Source organism: Hyphomicrobium sp. ghe19, from assembly GCF_902712875.1.
Lineage (GTDB): Bacteria > Pseudomonadota > Alphaproteobacteria > Rhizobiales > Hyphomicrobiaceae > Hyphomicrobium_B.
The window spans coordinates 208,317-223,539 of sequence record NZ_LR743509.1 but is presented as its reverse complement, the minus strand read 5'-3'; the positions used below and the strand labels follow the sequence as shown (position 1 = coordinate 223,539).

Annotated in this window: 12 protein-coding genes, 1 other RNA gene and 1 pseudogene; 1 reads left to right on the top strand and 13 read right to left on the bottom strand. The window is 61.1% G+C overall.

Annotation, left to right across the window (positions count from 1 at the left end; translation table 11 throughout):
* The 7 genes from mraY to AACL53_RS01010 all read right to left on the bottom strand — a co-directional run bounded on the left by mraY (nucleotide 1) and on the right by AACL53_RS01010 (nucleotide 7,691).
* A complete protein-coding gene (gene mraY / locus AACL53_RS01040) occupies nucleotides 1-1,083 on the bottom strand; it encodes a phospho-N-acetylmuramoyl-pentapeptide-transferase (RefSeq protein ID WP_339081577.1) in 1,083 nt (360 codons plus the stop codon).
* 34 nt (nucleotides 1,084-1,117) lie between these two features.
* Nucleotides 1,118-2,536: a UDP-N-acetylmuramoylalanyl-D-glutamyl-2,6-diaminopimelate--D-alanyl-D-alanine ligase gene (locus AACL53_RS01035; protein WP_339081575.1), complete on the bottom strand. Its 1,419-nt coding sequence runs from the start codon at nucleotides 2,534-2,536 to the stop codon at nucleotides 1,118-1,120.
* Nucleotides 2,537-2,543: 7 nt separating this feature from the next.
* On the bottom strand, nucleotides 2,544-3,989 hold the full coding sequence (locus tag AACL53_RS01030) for a UDP-N-acetylmuramoyl-L-alanyl-D-glutamate--2,6-diaminopimelate ligase (protein WP_339081573.1): 1,446 nt from the start codon (nucleotides 3,987-3,989) through the stop codon (nucleotides 2,544-2,546).
* 95 nt (nucleotides 3,990-4,084) lie between these two features.
* Nucleotides 4,085-5,812 (bottom strand): penicillin-binding protein 2, encoded by a 1,728-nt coding sequence (locus AACL53_RS01025; RefSeq protein WP_339081570.1) that lies wholly within the window; start codon nucleotides 5,810-5,812, stop codon nucleotides 4,085-4,087.
* Complete coding sequence (locus AACL53_RS01020; RefSeq protein ID WP_339081568.1) at nucleotides 5,802-6,116, bottom strand: cell division protein FtsL; 315 nt, start codon at nucleotides 6,114-6,116, stop codon at nucleotides 5,802-5,804. The genes AACL53_RS01025 and AACL53_RS01020 overlap by 11 nt, the downstream gene beginning before the upstream one ends.
* Nucleotides 6,117-6,156: 40 nt before the next feature.
* Nucleotides 6,157-7,191, bottom strand: a complete 1,035-nt coding sequence (rsmH, locus tag AACL53_RS01015) for a 16S rRNA (cytosine(1402)-N(4))-methyltransferase RsmH (protein WP_339081566.1) — start codon at nucleotides 7,189-7,191, stop codon at nucleotides 6,157-6,159.
* Entirely contained in the window at nucleotides 7,188-7,691 is a 504-nt protein-coding gene (locus AACL53_RS01010; protein WP_339081564.1) for a division/cell wall cluster transcriptional repressor MraZ, read from the bottom strand. Before AACL53_RS01010 ends, rsmH begins: the two co-directional genes overlap by 4 nt.
* 577 nt (nucleotides 7,692-8,268) lie before the next feature.
* Between AACL53_RS01010 and AACL53_RS01005 the strand changes: the two are divergent.
* Nucleotides 8,269-8,850, top strand: a pseudogene (locus AACL53_RS01005) (DUF2189 domain-containing protein); the annotation flags it as partial.
* On the opposite strand, the gene AACL53_RS01000 reads toward AACL53_RS01005, so the two are convergent.
* From AACL53_RS01000 to AACL53_RS00975, 6 genes are all read right to left on the bottom strand, one after another.
* Nucleotides 8,832-9,053, bottom strand: coding sequence for a hypothetical protein (locus AACL53_RS01000; RefSeq protein ID WP_339081562.1), 222 nt, complete (start codon nucleotides 9,051-9,053; stop codon nucleotides 8,832-8,834). The pseudogene AACL53_RS01005 and the gene AACL53_RS01000 overlap by 19 nt on opposite strands.
* A gap of 90 nt (nucleotides 9,054-9,143) precedes the next feature.
* Nucleotides 9,144-9,592, bottom strand: an RNA gene (gene rnpB, locus AACL53_RS00995) — RNase P RNA component class A.
* Between the two features lie 150 nt (nucleotides 9,593-9,742).
* Entirely contained in the window at nucleotides 9,743-11,953 is a 2,211-nt protein-coding gene (locus tag AACL53_RS00990) for an ethanolamine ammonia-lyase (RefSeq protein ID WP_339081561.1), read from the bottom strand.
* Nucleotides 11,954-12,158: 205 nt separating this feature from the next.
* On the bottom strand, nucleotides 12,159-12,464 hold the full coding sequence (locus tag AACL53_RS00985; RefSeq protein ID WP_339081559.1) for a hypothetical protein: 306 nt from the start codon (nucleotides 12,462-12,464) through the stop codon (nucleotides 12,159-12,161).
* A 137-nt stretch (nucleotides 12,465-12,601) separates the two neighbouring features.
* Nucleotides 12,602-13,432 carry a pentapeptide repeat-containing protein gene (locus tag AACL53_RS00980; RefSeq protein WP_339081557.1) on the bottom strand — a complete coding sequence of 277 codons (831 nt, stop codon included), beginning with the start codon at nucleotides 13,430-13,432 and terminating at the stop codon, nucleotides 12,602-12,604.
* Nucleotides 13,433-13,571: 139 nt separating this feature from the next.
* Nucleotides 13,572-15,194, bottom strand: coding sequence for a phosphoethanolamine transferase (locus AACL53_RS00975; protein ID WP_339081556.1), 1,623 nt, complete (start codon nucleotides 15,192-15,194; stop codon nucleotides 13,572-13,574).
* Nucleotides 15,195-15,223: the final 29 nt, after the last annotated feature.

The following is a 15,223-nucleotide window of genomic DNA, read 5'->3' as shown; positions in this document are numbered from 1 at the left end:
CTAGCGCAGCTTCAGCGTCGAAAGACCGACAAGCGCAAGAATGACGGAAATGATCCAGAACCGGATGACGACCGTCGATTCCTTCCACCCCTTTTGTTCGTAATGGTGATGCAGCGGCGCCATCTTGAATACACGCTTTCCCGTCCATTTGAATGACAGCACCTGAATGACGACCGAGAGCGTCTCCAGCACGAACAACCCGCCGACGACCGCCAGAACGATCTCATGCTTGATCGCAACCGCGATGGCGCCGAGCGTGCCGCCGAGGGCCAGCGAGCCGGTGTCGCCCATGAATATCATCGCGGGCGGTGCATTGAACCACAGGAACCCGAGCCCGGCCCCGATGAGCGCCCCGCATATGACTGAGAGCTCGCCCGTACCCGGCACGTGATGAATTTGCAGATAGCCCGCGAACTTCGCGTTACCGGAAAGGTAGGCGATGACGCCGAACGTCGCCGCCGCGATCATCACGGGGACGATCGCCAAACCGTCGAGACCGTCCGTCAGGTTGACGGCGTTGCCGGCGCCCGCAATGACGAGCACGGCCATCAGCACGAAGAACGGCCCGAGATTGATTACGAAGTCTTTGAAGAACGGGAATGTCAGATCGGTGCTGAGCCCTTTCGGGCTGAGCATCATCAGTGCGAACCCGGCGATCGCCGCGACGAGCAGCTCGAGCAGGAACCGGATACGGCCGGAAAATCCCGCCGTCGTCCGCTTCGTCACCTTCAGGAAATCGTCGTAGAAACCGATGGCGCCATACGACAGCGCGACGAGAAGCACGACCCAGATATAGCCGTTTGACAGTTGAGCCCAAAGCAGCGTCGACACCGTGACGCCCGCGAGGATCATCAGACCGCCCATCGTCGGCGTGCCCCGCTTCAGAAGGTGCGTCTGCGGTCCGTCGGTGCGAATGGGCTGGCCCTTGCCCTGCTTGAGGCGGAGAAGATCGATGATCGCCGGTCCGAACATCAGCACGAACAGAAGAGCGGTGAAGATCGCGCCGCCGGTCCGGAAGGTTATATAGCGGAATACGTTCAGCGCGCTGATCTGGTCGCTGAAATTGACGAGCGCATAGAGCATGCGGTGAAAACTTTCCCCTTGTGATCCGCGCCGGCTAGCCGGCGGGCCCGTCTTTTCCAAATTGCATCTTGAGCGCCGCGACCACTGGGCCAAGGCGCGTCCCGTTGGATGCCTTGACCATCACGACATCTCCCGGACGAAGAGTCTCGGCAAGCACGGTCCCGATTGACTGAGACGTCAAAGCGTATCCGCCTTTCTTGGCCGCCGGTAGGGCATCGTATAGGCCTTTCATATGCGGCCCGCACGCAAAGACCAGATCGACATCCGCCTCGTCAACTGCGCCTTTCAGGCCTCTATGAAGCGCGGCCGCCTCGCTGCCAAGCTCCAGCATGTCGCCCAGGACGGCAATACGCCGCGAATATTTCGCCCGCGGCACCCCGGCAAGCGTCGCCAGGGCAGCCTTCATCGAGGCCGGATTGGCGTTGTAGCTCTCATCGATCAGTAGCGCCTCTCCGGCGCCGATATAAAGCGTACTGCGCGCACCTCGCCCGCCCGGAGGCGCGAGATCTGCGAGCGCTTCTAAGGCCTTCCGCACATCGACGCCGATGGAATGAAGTGCCGCGGCAACGGCCAGCGCATTTTCCGCAATGTGCCGCCCCGGCATGGCGAGATGGACGGGGAAGCTGCTGCCGCCCAGGGCGACCGTCATGTCGCTGCCGGTATCGGTCGCGACGAAATTCGATCCCTGGACGTCGGCGCCGGCATCGAACCCGAACGTGATCGGCCGCACGCCGAGCCGCTCCGCAGTCGCCTTCAACCGGCTCGCATACGGATTATCGAACTTGATGATCGCCGCGCCGCCGGGCGCCAGACCTTCGAAGATTTCGCCCTTGGCATCGGCGATAGCCTCGACGGAGGGAAAGTGTTCGAGATGCACCGCCTCGACCGTCGTGATGATTGCGGCATCGGGCCTGACCATCTTCGTCAGCGGCCGGATCTCGTCCGCGTGGTTCATCCCGATCTCGAACACGCCGAATTTCGTCTCGCGCGGCATCCGCGCCAGCGTCAGCGGCACGCCCCAATGATTGTTGTAGGATTTTTCGGATGCGTGCGTTGCACCGAGCCGCGATAGGCAAGCTCGCAACATTTCCTTGGTGCCGGTTTTGCCTGCACTTCCCGTCACGCCGACGATGCGGGCGTCAGACCCTAATCGCGCCCGCGCCGCAACGCCCAGCGCTTCAAGCCCGTGCAGCGTATCGGCGACGCGGAACAGCGCGCCGTCTCCCGGCTGACGCGAATAGGCTTCGCTGACGAGCGCCGCCGCGGCTCCTGCCTTGAAAGCTGCGGAGACGAACTCATGCCCGTCCCGCTGATCCTTGAGCGCAACGAAAAGATCGCCGGGACGCAGCGTGCGCGTATCGATCGAGACGTCCGTGATCGGAGCGCCCGAGCCGCCTTCGGCGTCGACACCCAGCGCAGCACTCAATTCGGAAGAGGACCAGAGAGGTTGCATCAATTCGTCAACTCGCGAGTGCCCGCCGAATTTCATCGTGATCGGAAAACGGCACGATGCGATCGCCGATGATCTGGCCGGTTTCGTGGCCCTTTCCGGCCACAAGAACGACATCCCCCGGCATCATCATTTTCACCGCCGTGGAAATGGCCTCCGCACGGTCACCAATTTCTTGCGCCCCAATCGCGCCGGCAAGAATTTCTTTCCGGATCTGGGCCGGTTGTTCGCTGCGCGGATTGTCGTCCGTCACAATAGTGATGTCTGCCCGATCGATGGAAATCCGCCCCATGATCGGCCGTTTACCCTTGTCCCGGTCGCCGCCGCAGCCGAATACGGAGATGAGCCGACCCGTCGCGAACGGCCGGCAACCGTCGAGTGCCGCCGCTAACGCTTCGGGCTTATGCGCGTAATCGACGATCGCAAGGCCGCCATTTCGCTCGCCGATGATCTCGAGACGGCCCGGCACGCCCTTGAGCCCGGCGAGCGCATTCAAGACTGCGCCCGTCTGTTCGCCGACAGCAATCGCGAGCCCCGCCGCGACGAGCGCATTCTCCACTTGATAAGCGCCGACGAGCGGCAGATCGACGGAATACTCTTTTCCATCGGCAACGACGCCGATGACTTGCCGGAAACCCTCGCGCTTGACGGACGTACACTTCAGCGTGTCGCCCTGAGCACCGACCGTCAGCACGCGATGGCCGCGCGCATTGGCGGCCGCCATAACTTCCATCGCACACGCGCCGTCGGCATTGATGACCGCAGGCTTGCCCGGCGGCAGGAGCTCCGTGAAAAGCCGTAGCTTCGCGTCGAGATAAGCTTCGACTGTCGGATGATAATCCATGTGGTCGCGGCCGAGGTTCGTGAACGCCGCCGCCGAAAGCTCCACGCCATCGAGGCGATGCTGATCGAGCCCGTGCGACGACGCTTCGAACGCGATATGCGTAACGCCTTCGTCGGCCAGCGCCGCAAGTGTGGCGTGCAGCGTCACCGGATCGGGCGTCGTCAGCGACCCGTAGACCGCGCCGCCCGGCTTCACGATTCCGATTGTTCCGATCGACGCCGCGCTATGGCCGAGCGCCGTAAAAATTTGCCGCGTGAAATCCGCGACCGACGTCTTGCCGCTCGTGCCCGTCACGGCCACCGCACATGCGGGCTGCCCGCCGGAAAGCTTTGCGGCGATTTTTGCGAGTGCGGCGCGCGGATTGTCGACTTCGATCAACGCAACGCCGGGCGGAACCGTCACGCCTTTGTTTTTACCGATGACGATTGCGGCCGCGCCCCGCGCAATGGCGTCGGCAACGAACGATGCGCCATCGACCTTGGTGCCGGGAAGACCGGCAAAAATTGCGCCCGGCCCGACAGCGGCACTTGCCGCGGTGATGCCCGTTACCTGAATATCGGCCGCGCCCGCTGGCAACTCGATATCGGCCGGAAGCACATCGCTAAGCCGCATGACCCCGCTTTTCGCCCCTCTGTTCGCCTGCCAACATTCGGCCCGACGCTTGATACGAAGCCCCATCGAGGCCGTCAAATGCGGCTGAAATACCTTTATTGACGAACGACATTGAGCTGCGGCGCAACGCCGAGCTGAGCTGCGACACGAGCGATCAGCTCTCCTGTCACAGGTGCGGCGTTCGTTCCGCCCGTCCGGTTTCCTTTCGTGTCCGCAATCCCCTTGGGCTCGAACAACATGACGAACGTCAGATATTGCGGATCGTCGGTCGGAAACGCACTGAGGAACGACGATATGACGGCATTGGACGTATAACCGCCCTTGCTCGCAATATCGGCTGTCCCCGTCTTGCCGCCGACCCTGTAGCCCGGCACGTCGGCTTTGCTGCCGGTGCCGTCCTTATTGATGACGTTGGCGCGCATGAGCTCAGCCATTTGGTGCGAAGTCGCGGCGGAGATCACGGGTTTGCCGTCGGCTGTACCCGCGTCGAATTTCCTCAGAAACGTCGGGTGAACCGTTTTGCCCCCGTTGAAGATCGTAGCGGCTGCGGCCGCGAACTGCAGCGGCGCGACTGCGATGCCGTGCCCGAACGAGGCCGTGATGGTCGACACCCGGTTCCAGCGCTGAGGCACTTGCGGACTTGCGACCGCGCCTGCCTCCGTCTGCAACGGATCCAGGAGGCCGGCTTTCTGCAGGAATGCCCGGAACTTCTCCGGCCCCGCCTGCAACGCCAGCATTCCGGCGCCGACATTCGACGAGTGGGTGAAAACTTCAGTTACCGTCAGCGGGCGACGAGAAGGGTGCATGTCCGTCACCGTGAAACGTCCGGCTTCGAGCGGCTTCGTCACGTCGAGAACGGTGTCGGGTTTCGCGAGCCCCTCGTCGAGGGCCATGGCGAGCGTCAAAGTTTTGAACACCGAGCCAAGCTCGTAGGTGCCGCCCATCATGCGATCGACGCGCTTGTCGTTGAGTGTTTGGGCGGGCCAAGTGGGATCGACGCGCGGCAGCGAACTGCTCGCGAGAATTTCGCCCGTCTTGATATTGAGAATGACACCGGCAGCGCCCTCCGGATGGTAGCGCCGCATGGCATCGTCAAGCTCGTCCTCGAGCGCGTGCTGAACCCCGATATCGAGCGAGAGGCGCACCGGCGGCCGGTTGGAAAGCACCGCCGAATGGACTGGATCGACGCCGACCTTGTCGTCGATATATTTTTCGATACCCGCAACACCCCGGTTATCGACGTCGACGTAACCAAGCGCGTGGCCGGCCATCTTGCCGCCGGGATACGCACGCTTCAGCTCATAGCGAAACGAGACACCGGGAAGTCCAAGATCGTGCACCCTCTGCGCGATGCCCGGCGACACGCCTCGGCGCACCCAGACGAAACGGCGCGATTTATCCGAAAGCGCGCGCAGCAATTCGGTCGCGTTGAGATCGGGAAGCACCGTCGAAAGCTTTTCGACGACCTCGTCGCGATCCAAGACGACACCCGGATCGGCAAAGATCGAGGGCGCTTCGAGGTCCGTCGCGAGCAACCGTCCGTTGCGATCGACGATATCGGGACGGCTGAAGCTCGTCGCCGCTACCGGTTCGGAAATCGCGAGCGCGATATCCGTATGCCGCCCGACCGCCAAAACAAGAAGCTGCCCGACGACGACGATGAAGGCCGAAAACAAAATTCCATAGACGGCCGCCTCCGCGCGACGCCGTGGAACGCCGGAAGCGGCGTCACCTCGGCCGAGGGACGACGCCCGCGCGCCCCCACCACTGACCATGTGCGCCGCCGCACTTCTGATCAGAACATCGTCGCGATCAACGGCCATCGGCGCTGCCCCGGCGCTCGTTAAGTTCCCGCTCGTTGAGTTCCGATACTTCACGTCCATGCGCGAACTGCTCGGGCCTCGGGGGCCCAAGACCAAGCCGGCGAGCCAAATCATCGATCCTGTCGGGGCGCGCGAGTGTACCGCGTTCGGCCTTCAGCACGGCGATGTCGCTGCGTGCGCGATCGGCTAGGCGCTCTTTCGCCTGCAGTTCGGCTTCGAGGCGGCGCGTATCGTAATTCAATGCGTAAAGCAGCAGCGCGCTTGCGACTGCGAAAAAGAAGGCGGCAACATTCAAGAGACGCATTTTGATACAATTCCCGTTCAGCTTGTCTCCAAGCTCAGCATTAGCGGTGTTGAGGGACCCCCATCGCGTCTAAATCCAACGGCCAAATTGCAGCGTCCGTGCGGGTTGCCGCCCGCAAACGTGCTGACCGCGAACGAGGGTTCACTTCCAATTCACCTTTAGAAGGTGTTAACGGGCGGGAGTTAACAATTCGGAAACTCGGCTCGCGGGATTTTATCGATTCCGGCGGCAAGTGCCGGGAACCGCCCGCCGTCTTCCCGCTCCGGTCGACAAGAAATTTTTTGACGATCCTGTCTTCCAGGCTGTGAAAACTGACGACGACGAGCCGTCCGCCAGGCTTCAATATCCGCTCGGCCGCCGATAGCGCGTTGGCAAGTTCGCCAAGCTCGTCGTTGACGAAAATCCTCAAGCCTTGAAACGTCCGCGTCGCCGGGTGCCGCCCGTCGACCTTCCGTCCGTGAAACACATGCAGGACGATATCAGCGAGTTCCCGCGTCCGCGTGAGCTTCGTCTCGTCCCGCTTCTTGACGATGGCGCGCGCGATCGCGCGCGAACGGCGCTCTTCACCGAACGTGTAGATGACGTTGGCGATCTCTTCTTCTTCCGCCGTGTTGAGAAAATCCGCGGCGCTCATTCCGGACGACGACATCCGCATGTCGAGCGGCCCGTCGGATTGAAATGAAAACCCGCGCTCGGCGTCATCGAGTTGCATCGACGAAACGCCGATATCGAGAACGACGCCATCGACCTGCGCGCCGGACAGGTGCTCGCGGACGGCGTCTTCCATCTGGCTGAACGGAGATTCCACGACCTTGAGGCGTCCGCCCGCTTCTTCCACCAAACCGGTAGCATTTGCGATGGCCGTCGGATCGCGATCGAGAGCAAGCACACGGCAGTTTGCGGCGCCCAGGATGGCGCGCGTATAGCCGCCCGCGCCAAATGTCCCGTCGACGTAGATCTCGCCATCATTCGGCGCGAGCGTCTCGAGAACTTCGGAGACGAGCACGGGAATATGGCGCGGAGGCTTTTCAGCTGGCCCCTGCGAGGCTCCCTCTGCCCCGCCACCGCGCGTCATTCCCGTGCCCCCTCGTCGCCGCCGTCACCAGACGGGCGGCTCCCCGCTGCAAAAAGTTTTCGCGTTACCTGGACTTTGCTTCGTGCTTCGGCCCGGCGCTCTTCGAAGCGCTTGGGCTCCCACATCTGGAACTTTTCACCAAGGCCGACAAACGAGACGGCGGCGTCCAAGTAGGCGTGGGCGCGAAGGTTTTCAGGAAGGACGATGCGGCCGTCGCCATCGATCGAGAGAACCTGGACGTCGCCGTAGAGTGCGACAGACAGTTCATCGCGCTCATTCGAATAGTCCGGCAGGCCCGCGAGAAGCCCGTCGATTTTCTTTGCAAGTCTTTCGCCGCCTGCATCGAGCGCTTGAGCATCGAGCGAGGGGTAGCAGTAGAGACCGCCAGCGATTCCGCCGGCGTAACCGTCGCGCTCGAGAACGGCGCGAAACGAGGCTGGAATGGAGACCCTGCCTTTGGCGTCGATCTTGTTTGTGAATGTCGAGACAAAGCGGTCCATCCCTCAGCTACGAATTTCGTCCTCCACTCAGGTACCTGGTTACGCTTGAGTCCGTTTGGTCCGTCCCGGCGGCCGGCTCCCCGCAGGGGAGTCGCCGGGCCGAATTAGAAACTCTTCACTTCCGTTTCAGGCGGCCGGCGCGCGGAACGCGTGTCGCCTGAAACAAATAGAAGAGAGAAAGGGGCCGTGGCGGTCGCTCGTTTTGGGCCCTCTACCAAATCGGCGCCCAGCCACGGTGTCCTGCCCGGTGCGGACGGGCCTTCATGGGATCGCATGGGATTTGATGGTCGTCAACGGATTATTAAGGATATTGGGTGGTGCGAAGCGGAATTGCATCAACCATCCACAATAAAGCGCCTCCAGACATAAAGCAGAGATTGAGATAAATCGCATAATACAATGAAAATTATAGAATTTTTTGAATAGAGACAGCGGTAACGCAGACCTGATTTGAAGCCTTCGGATAACGGCGCATCCTGAGCTCGGCAGGCGACGGGGGCGCCCACATCCGGTGCCATGGATGATTGATTGATCCCTCAATCGGTCACTTGGCGCCCCAAACTCAGCAGGTGCCGCTATGGCGAATTCCATTCCTCGATCTGGAGCCGCACATTCCCATTCCTACCCGGGCCTGAAACTGCGATGGCCAGCGTCCGTACTCTGGCGCGACACCGACCCGGCGATCCGAAAGATAACGACAACCGACGTTTGGGACTCTCTCCTCGAAGGCTTCGAGGACTTCCGCGCGATGCCGACGCATGTCTTCTTTGCGTTCTTCATCTATCCGATCGTGGGCATCATCCTCGGCCGCGTCCTCTTCGGATACGGGTTGCTGTCGCTCATCTACCCGATGGCAGCAGGCTTCGCCCTGCTCGGCCCGTTCGTCGCGATTGGACTTTACGAACTGAGCCGAAGGCGTGAGGAAGGACTTGAGCCCAATGCGACCCAGGCGCTGGAGGTCGTACACCGTCCCGGAATGGGCGGGATCTTGATCCTGGGCTTCATTTTGGCGGTGCTCTTCGTCGCTTGGCTCTACGCGGCGAACCTGATGTACACGCAGATAATGGGCAGTGAGCCGGCATCCGTTTCCGACTTCTTCCATGAGGTGACAGGCACAGCGAAAGGCACCGACCTTATCGTCTACGGCAACCTCGTCGGCTTTATGTTTGCGCTCGTCGCGCTTGTGATCAGCGTCGTGTCGTTCCCGATGCTCGTCGATCGCAACGTAAGCGTCGGAACCGCCGTTCGAACGTCGGTTCGTGCATCCGTCGAAAATCCAGGGCCGGTCGCATTATGGGGATTGATCGTGGCTGTTGGATTATTGCTCGGCGCAATACCGCTGCTCGTCGGATTGGCGATCACTCTGCCGATTCTCGGCCACGCGACATGGCATCTCTACCGGAGGCTCGTCGTCGCCCCGGAGCGCATCCCGATCAATGACGCCGATGAAGAAATACCAGCCGGCCTGTAAGCCGGGTTCTGTCTGGAGGTTGCCCTCCGCGACGGCCATTCATCTGGGACGCCTGTCGCCAGGCGCCTCGTGCAATCAACCCGGGTGGGTAGCGTGAAGAACGCGCCTTGCGTCTGCGGTTTCCCGCTCCGCGCGCCCACCCCTATTTGATCTTGCTCCCGGTGGGGTTTGCCCTGCCGCTGCTGTTACCAGAAGCGCGGTGCGCTCTTACCGCACCTTTTCACCCTTACCGCCGGACTTGGCCCGAAGGCGGTCCGGCTTGGCGGTATGTTTTCTGTGGCACTTTCCCTGGGGTCGCCCCCGGCGGCCGTTAGCCGCCACCGTGTTCCTCATGGAGCCCGGACTTTCCTCTGCCGGAAGTGTTTGCTCGCGAGCCTTTAGAGCCCGCTTCGCCACAACGAAGTCCGACAGCGACCGTCCAGCCGGCTGGTAGCGGAGATAAGCGACCTGCGAGCCAAAACGTCAAGGGGCCTGACCGTTTCGAGCGGCCAACTCGCCCCACAAGCCCGCCCCGGCGGCCGGCTTCCCGCAGGGGAGTCGCCGGGGCCAATCGAAAAACTTCGCCGGGGCCAATGAAAAACTAAACCCCCATCGCCGCGCGCATGTTGTGCGAGCGGTCGTGGACGGCACGTTCGAGGCGATTGCCCGCCGCTTTCGCCGTCAGGATTTGCTGGACGCGTTCGGCGATCTGCACCGCCGCCTCGGCGGGTGGCAGGCCGCCCGAATAGATGTTCGAGATCACCGTGTATTCGTAGCGAACATCCGGGTTGCCGCTGAACTGCGCCGCGGCCTTCTTCGAGTCATCGTCCAGCCGGTAGGCGATGTAGGCCGACATGCTGCGCGACGCCAAGGCATCGCCGCCCGGCCGCTCGCCGATCAGATTGATGACGAGCTTCGGCTGCAACGCATCGCCCAGCGCTTCGGCGAGCTTCACCCGGCCATAGGGCGCGAGGATTGGCTTGCCCGCCGTGATCTTCTGTTGGCTAAGCCCTTCGAGCAGCCTCGGAAGAAGATCCGGAATGTTGTGATGCACCGCCTCCGCCGAGAGACCATCCGAAACGATGATCTGCACGTCGGCTCTTTCTGGCTTCAATTCCGCAATCATTTCGTCTGCTGGTTTCGCGCCGCGGTCCGGATGACTGAGATGCGCTTCCTTGCTCCCAGCCGACGTCGCGACACGCCGGAAATCGATTGTCCCCATTCGCTCCGGCGTGACCTCGGCATAAATCGCTTCCCGCGCAGCCGCGAGGTTCGCCTTGATGGCGCGCGATACCTGTTCCGTCGGCCGCGGCCCCGCACTTTCGAAGCCGTAAGCGGCGGGAAGATTTTTGCGCAGCCGCTCGAACTCTTCCTCCGAGCAGAAGATCTTCGGGTTGCCCCAGTTCGGGCCGCGCTCGACGTCCCCATCTTCGTCGCGCGCAAAAATTCCACGTCCGATCGCCCACTCGAGAAATTCCGGAGCAGGCGAAAGCCCGTGAACTTCGCGCATCGTCTGATCGTCGTGCCCGCACGTATCGAAATACGCGAGCATCCGGTCGATCGAGAGATAGACGTCCATGAAATAGTTGGCGCCCGCCGCCGTCAGCAGCTCGGCGGCAATCTGCTGGCCTTCCATCGTGATCTCGGAATGCAGCGTATAGCAGGGCGCCATCCCCATCGGCAGGCCGAGCAGCTTGCCCATGAAATGATCCTGCAGGTTCGACACGATCATTTCGAAATTCGAGCGATGCGTTTCGGGTCCGATGAACCCGGTAACGTTGTTGACCATGAACGGATCGTAGCGCCGGGCGAGCCCATAGCAGAGCGCTTCCGTCGTCGTCATATCGATGCCGTTGTGCTTGCTGTAGGTCAGCTCGCTGCCCTGACCGGTTTCGAAATACATGAACTGCGCCGCTTCGCCGGCTAGGGGTCCATGCTTCGCCATAGTCACATAAGCCTGATCGAGCACGTCGGCTGTCACGTCGAACTCTTCGATCAGCGTCCGGTCTGTGCCGGCGAGCGATTGAAACATGATCTCGACCGGCGCCCCGCTTTCGAGACAGGCGAGCTGCGTCTTGACGTGCGACAGCACACAGATCTGCGTCGGCGCGCCGGTCTCCCGGCGCAGCTTGTCCAGATGCTTGAGCGTCTTGGTGATGTTCTCGACCGTATCGATCGCAGGATTGAGCCCGAGTAGCGCGTCGCCCGACCCCATCGACAGCCCGGTATAGATCAACGCCGACATCGCATCGAGATCGTCTGTCGGATGGTTGGGTTGCAGCCGCGACGACAACGTGCCGGGAGCGCCGACGAGCGTACGCGCCTTGCCGGAACGCTTCAGCTTCTTCGCGGCATAGACAAGCTCGTGCACGTCCATGAGCTTGGCGACCGCAGCCGCCATTACACCGGTCAGCGCTCCGCCGATGCGCTTGGCTTCCGAACTCTTCGCCCTGAGAAGCAGATTCTTGATTTCGCCGAGCGTCTTCGACGCGATCTCTGCGAACGTATCGCGATCAATGCCGTAATTGATCCGCATCACCGAATCGACTCGGCCCTGATCGTCCGTCAGCGGGCGGTCGTAAAGGTGTTGAAGCGTCAAACCCGAGAGGATCGACCGCGCAGCCTCGCGCTCGACATCATCCTTCGCGGCAAGCCCGCAATTGCGATCCCCCGCCTTGTCGAAATCGGCAGCGCCAAGCAGGGCTTTCAATCCGTGAAAACGGTATCGCCGGTCGAACAGGTCAATTTCGTAGAACTCGTCCGCACGAGGTTCCGGAACCTCGATTTGCCGCCACGGCTGAAGGTCGACCATGCGCACCGCCCTCGTTGCTCACGCGGCCGATGGATACTGCCCATGAAGCGCCAAGTTACGCGTCAATCAGGCTTGCGGCCGACGGAGATCAACATAAACGAAGTTCGTGGCGCGCAAGTCAAGTTCCTATTAATCAAACCAATTGGAACCAGACCGTCGCGTGCGGCCGGCTTCCCACCGGAAATCGCACGCGACTGCGAAAACGCTACCGGAGTTGAGCGGCCCGATGCGAAACTTCTGCCTGGGTCACCTCGCCCGCCTGGACGAGTGCATTGATGCAGCGAGGAGATAGCTTCTCTCCCGCAGCGCGCATGCACTGGCGAGTTTCAGGACTGTCTGACGCGAACTTGCTGCAGAGCGCATAGTAGTCGCGCGAGCAGGCGAGCTTCACGCGAAGACTGACTGCATTCGCCGCCGAAGCCCAAACGATGGGCAGTGCGGTCGCAATCGACAGTGCAATCAAAGCAACCGAACGCTGACTGAACACCTTGGCATGAATCTGCGCGGACATGACGGCCCCCCGGTCATCTAATGTGACGTTAATAGATTGAGAATAAATACTTTAACAACCGTTAAAAGCCGTATCCATTTGCCGGATTGGCGCATAAGTCAGTTTCGCGTCAGCCACGCGGGAATAGCCGGAGCGGCTTATCTGAGCGCACGATCGAGATTGATCGCCCGATCGAGACCTATGACTTCGGTGACCCCGATTGCGCCGATGAAGTTCGCACCGTCGAGATCAGCACCGGTGAAGTCCCCGCCGGAAATATCCGCGCCTGCAAAGTCCGCACGCGAGAGATCGGCGTCCTTGAAGTTGACGCCCTTGAGATCGGCACCTGTGAACTTTGCAAACCACAATACGGCGCGTTCCATATTGGCATCGCGCAACCGCGCGCCCGAGAAATCGCAGTACTTCAGAATATTCCGGTAGGTCGTCGCGAGTGTCCCTTCGCCCGGCCGTCCCTCGAGCGGATAAAAGTTCGCCCTCGACAAATCTGCCCCCCTGAAATCGGAGCCAGACAGTTCCGCCTGCACGTGCACTTCCGTCAAATTCGCACCTGCAAAGCGCGGCGCATCGAGCACGTTGTTGGAGAGATCCGCGTAGATCGTCGGGCGAAGGATCGTCGCCCCGGTCAGATTGGCGCCCGAAAGGTCGGCGCGCATCAGGACCGAACGGTCAAGCCGCGTGTGCGAAAGATCGGCACCTTTGAGATTGGCGCCCGTAAAGTCCGTGCCGTAAAGATCCGCGTTCGCGAGGTTGGCGCCTTTAAAATTCAGCTCGGAAAGATCGAGATAAACGAGATTCTTGCCGGAGAAGTCGGGCTTCGCGCCGGGTTTCGCCTGAAAGAGCGCGGTCGTAATTGAGCGGGCGTTCATCTCCGCGTTCTTCAGCACCGGACCGATGGATTGATCCGCAACCGCAAAACCGGCGCTGCACATGAAGATCGACAACGCCAGACCGGCCAACCTGCGGATCATGCTTGAACTTTCAAACGGGCCTTTTGCAGGTCGATCATGCATGAGTCCGGATCCCCCGGGGATATCATTTTCGTCGCGCTGCGAGGCGAAATCGTCGCGTTACCGCACGATTATGCTACGTTATCTCGTTCGCGTTGGATCAGGACGCCGGCTTCCGGCAGGGTGCAAAGAGATCGAGCGACGGATCGTAAACGCGGGTCGCCACGCCCATGATCCCAAGGCTCGAATGAAAAATATTGTCGTGCCCGACGCGGCTGGCGCTACGGCTGACCATGCAGCCTTGATCGAGTCCGCGAGCTTCCTTCATCTCCGGTGACAGCCAGACGACCATCGGCACGTGAATTTGTGCTTCAGGTGCGATCATGTACGGCATGCCGTGAAGGTACATGCCGTTCTCGCCGAGGCTCTCGCCATGATCGGACACATAGATCATGCCCGCATCGACACCGTGGTTCGCCGCCCCTTTCAGCGTTTCGATGAGACGCGTCAGAACATGGTCGGTATAGAGGATCGAGTTGTCGTAGGCGTTGACGATGTCCTGAAGTTCGCAGCGGCTGAACTGTGAGTCCTTGCACGCCGGCTTGAACGTCTCGAACTTTTCCGGATAGCGTTTCCAGTACGCCGGACCGTGGCTGCCCATCATGTGCAGAACGATCACCGTGTCGCGCTCTAGCTTCGCGATCCGCGCATCGAGGCCATCGACGAGAATATCGTCGAAGTTTTGGGTGCTCGCATAGAACGTCGGAGCTTTGTGACCGGTCAGCGTCTCCGTCGGAATGCGCACACACACGCCCTTGCATCCCGATTGATTTTCTCGCCAAACGACGTCGAGACCCGCGCGCTTGAAGATGTCGAGAAGATTTTCGCGTGCGTCCGCCTTGGCGTTCGTGAAGCCATCGCGGCCAAGCCCCGAGAAAATGCACGGCACCGACTGCGCCGTATCCGTGCCGCACGAGTAGGCCTGGCTGTAGTTGATGAGATCGCCGATCTTGGAAAGCCCGGGGTTTGTCGGCTCAGAATATCCATTGAGCGAAAAATGATCGGCGCGCGCGGTTTCGCCGACCACAATGACGAACAGCGACTTGCGAGAACCACCGGAAACGCTTTGGTGGGCATCCTCACCGTAGGAAGCGACGACCTTGGCCCGCTTGCGCTTCTCCTGTCGCCAATAGCTCTGCAGCGCCGAAACGATATTGACAGGTGTCAGCGTCATCTTGAGTTCGCGATGGTCGCGGCCGAGCGAGATGAAATTGCCCCATGCGGGCAGCAGCACGACGACGAGAACCAAAAGCGAAATAGCGGCCGCCTTGAGCTTGCCCGCCGTCTCCTCGCGATACGATCGTTTCGTCCATGGCACGAGCCAGAAGAGAACAGCGGGCGCCAGCCCGAGCAGAACGACATACGCAACGAGCTTGAGAGTGATGAGATCGTTCGCCTCGCGCGTGTCGGTCTCGAAAACATTGCGAACCATATGCACGTCGATGACGATGCCATATTCGCCGATGAAGTACGCGGCGGCGGCCATCACCGGCAGCAGGATCAGTAAGAGGATGCGCAGCAGTGGCTTAGCCGACAGCACCAGCAAAATGAGATACGCGACAAGCACTGTGGCCGTTACGACCGCCCCGGCGAACAGCCAATCGCCGAGATCGGACGGCGCGACCACACCGGCAAATTTGCGCCAGAAGGGCTGATTGAGAACCAGCGCCACGTAGATCGCAACGATAAGCGCCAGGAACTCCGGCCGCCGCGGCTTGAACAAGGTGGATCCTGTTTCGGTATTGCTTGAGC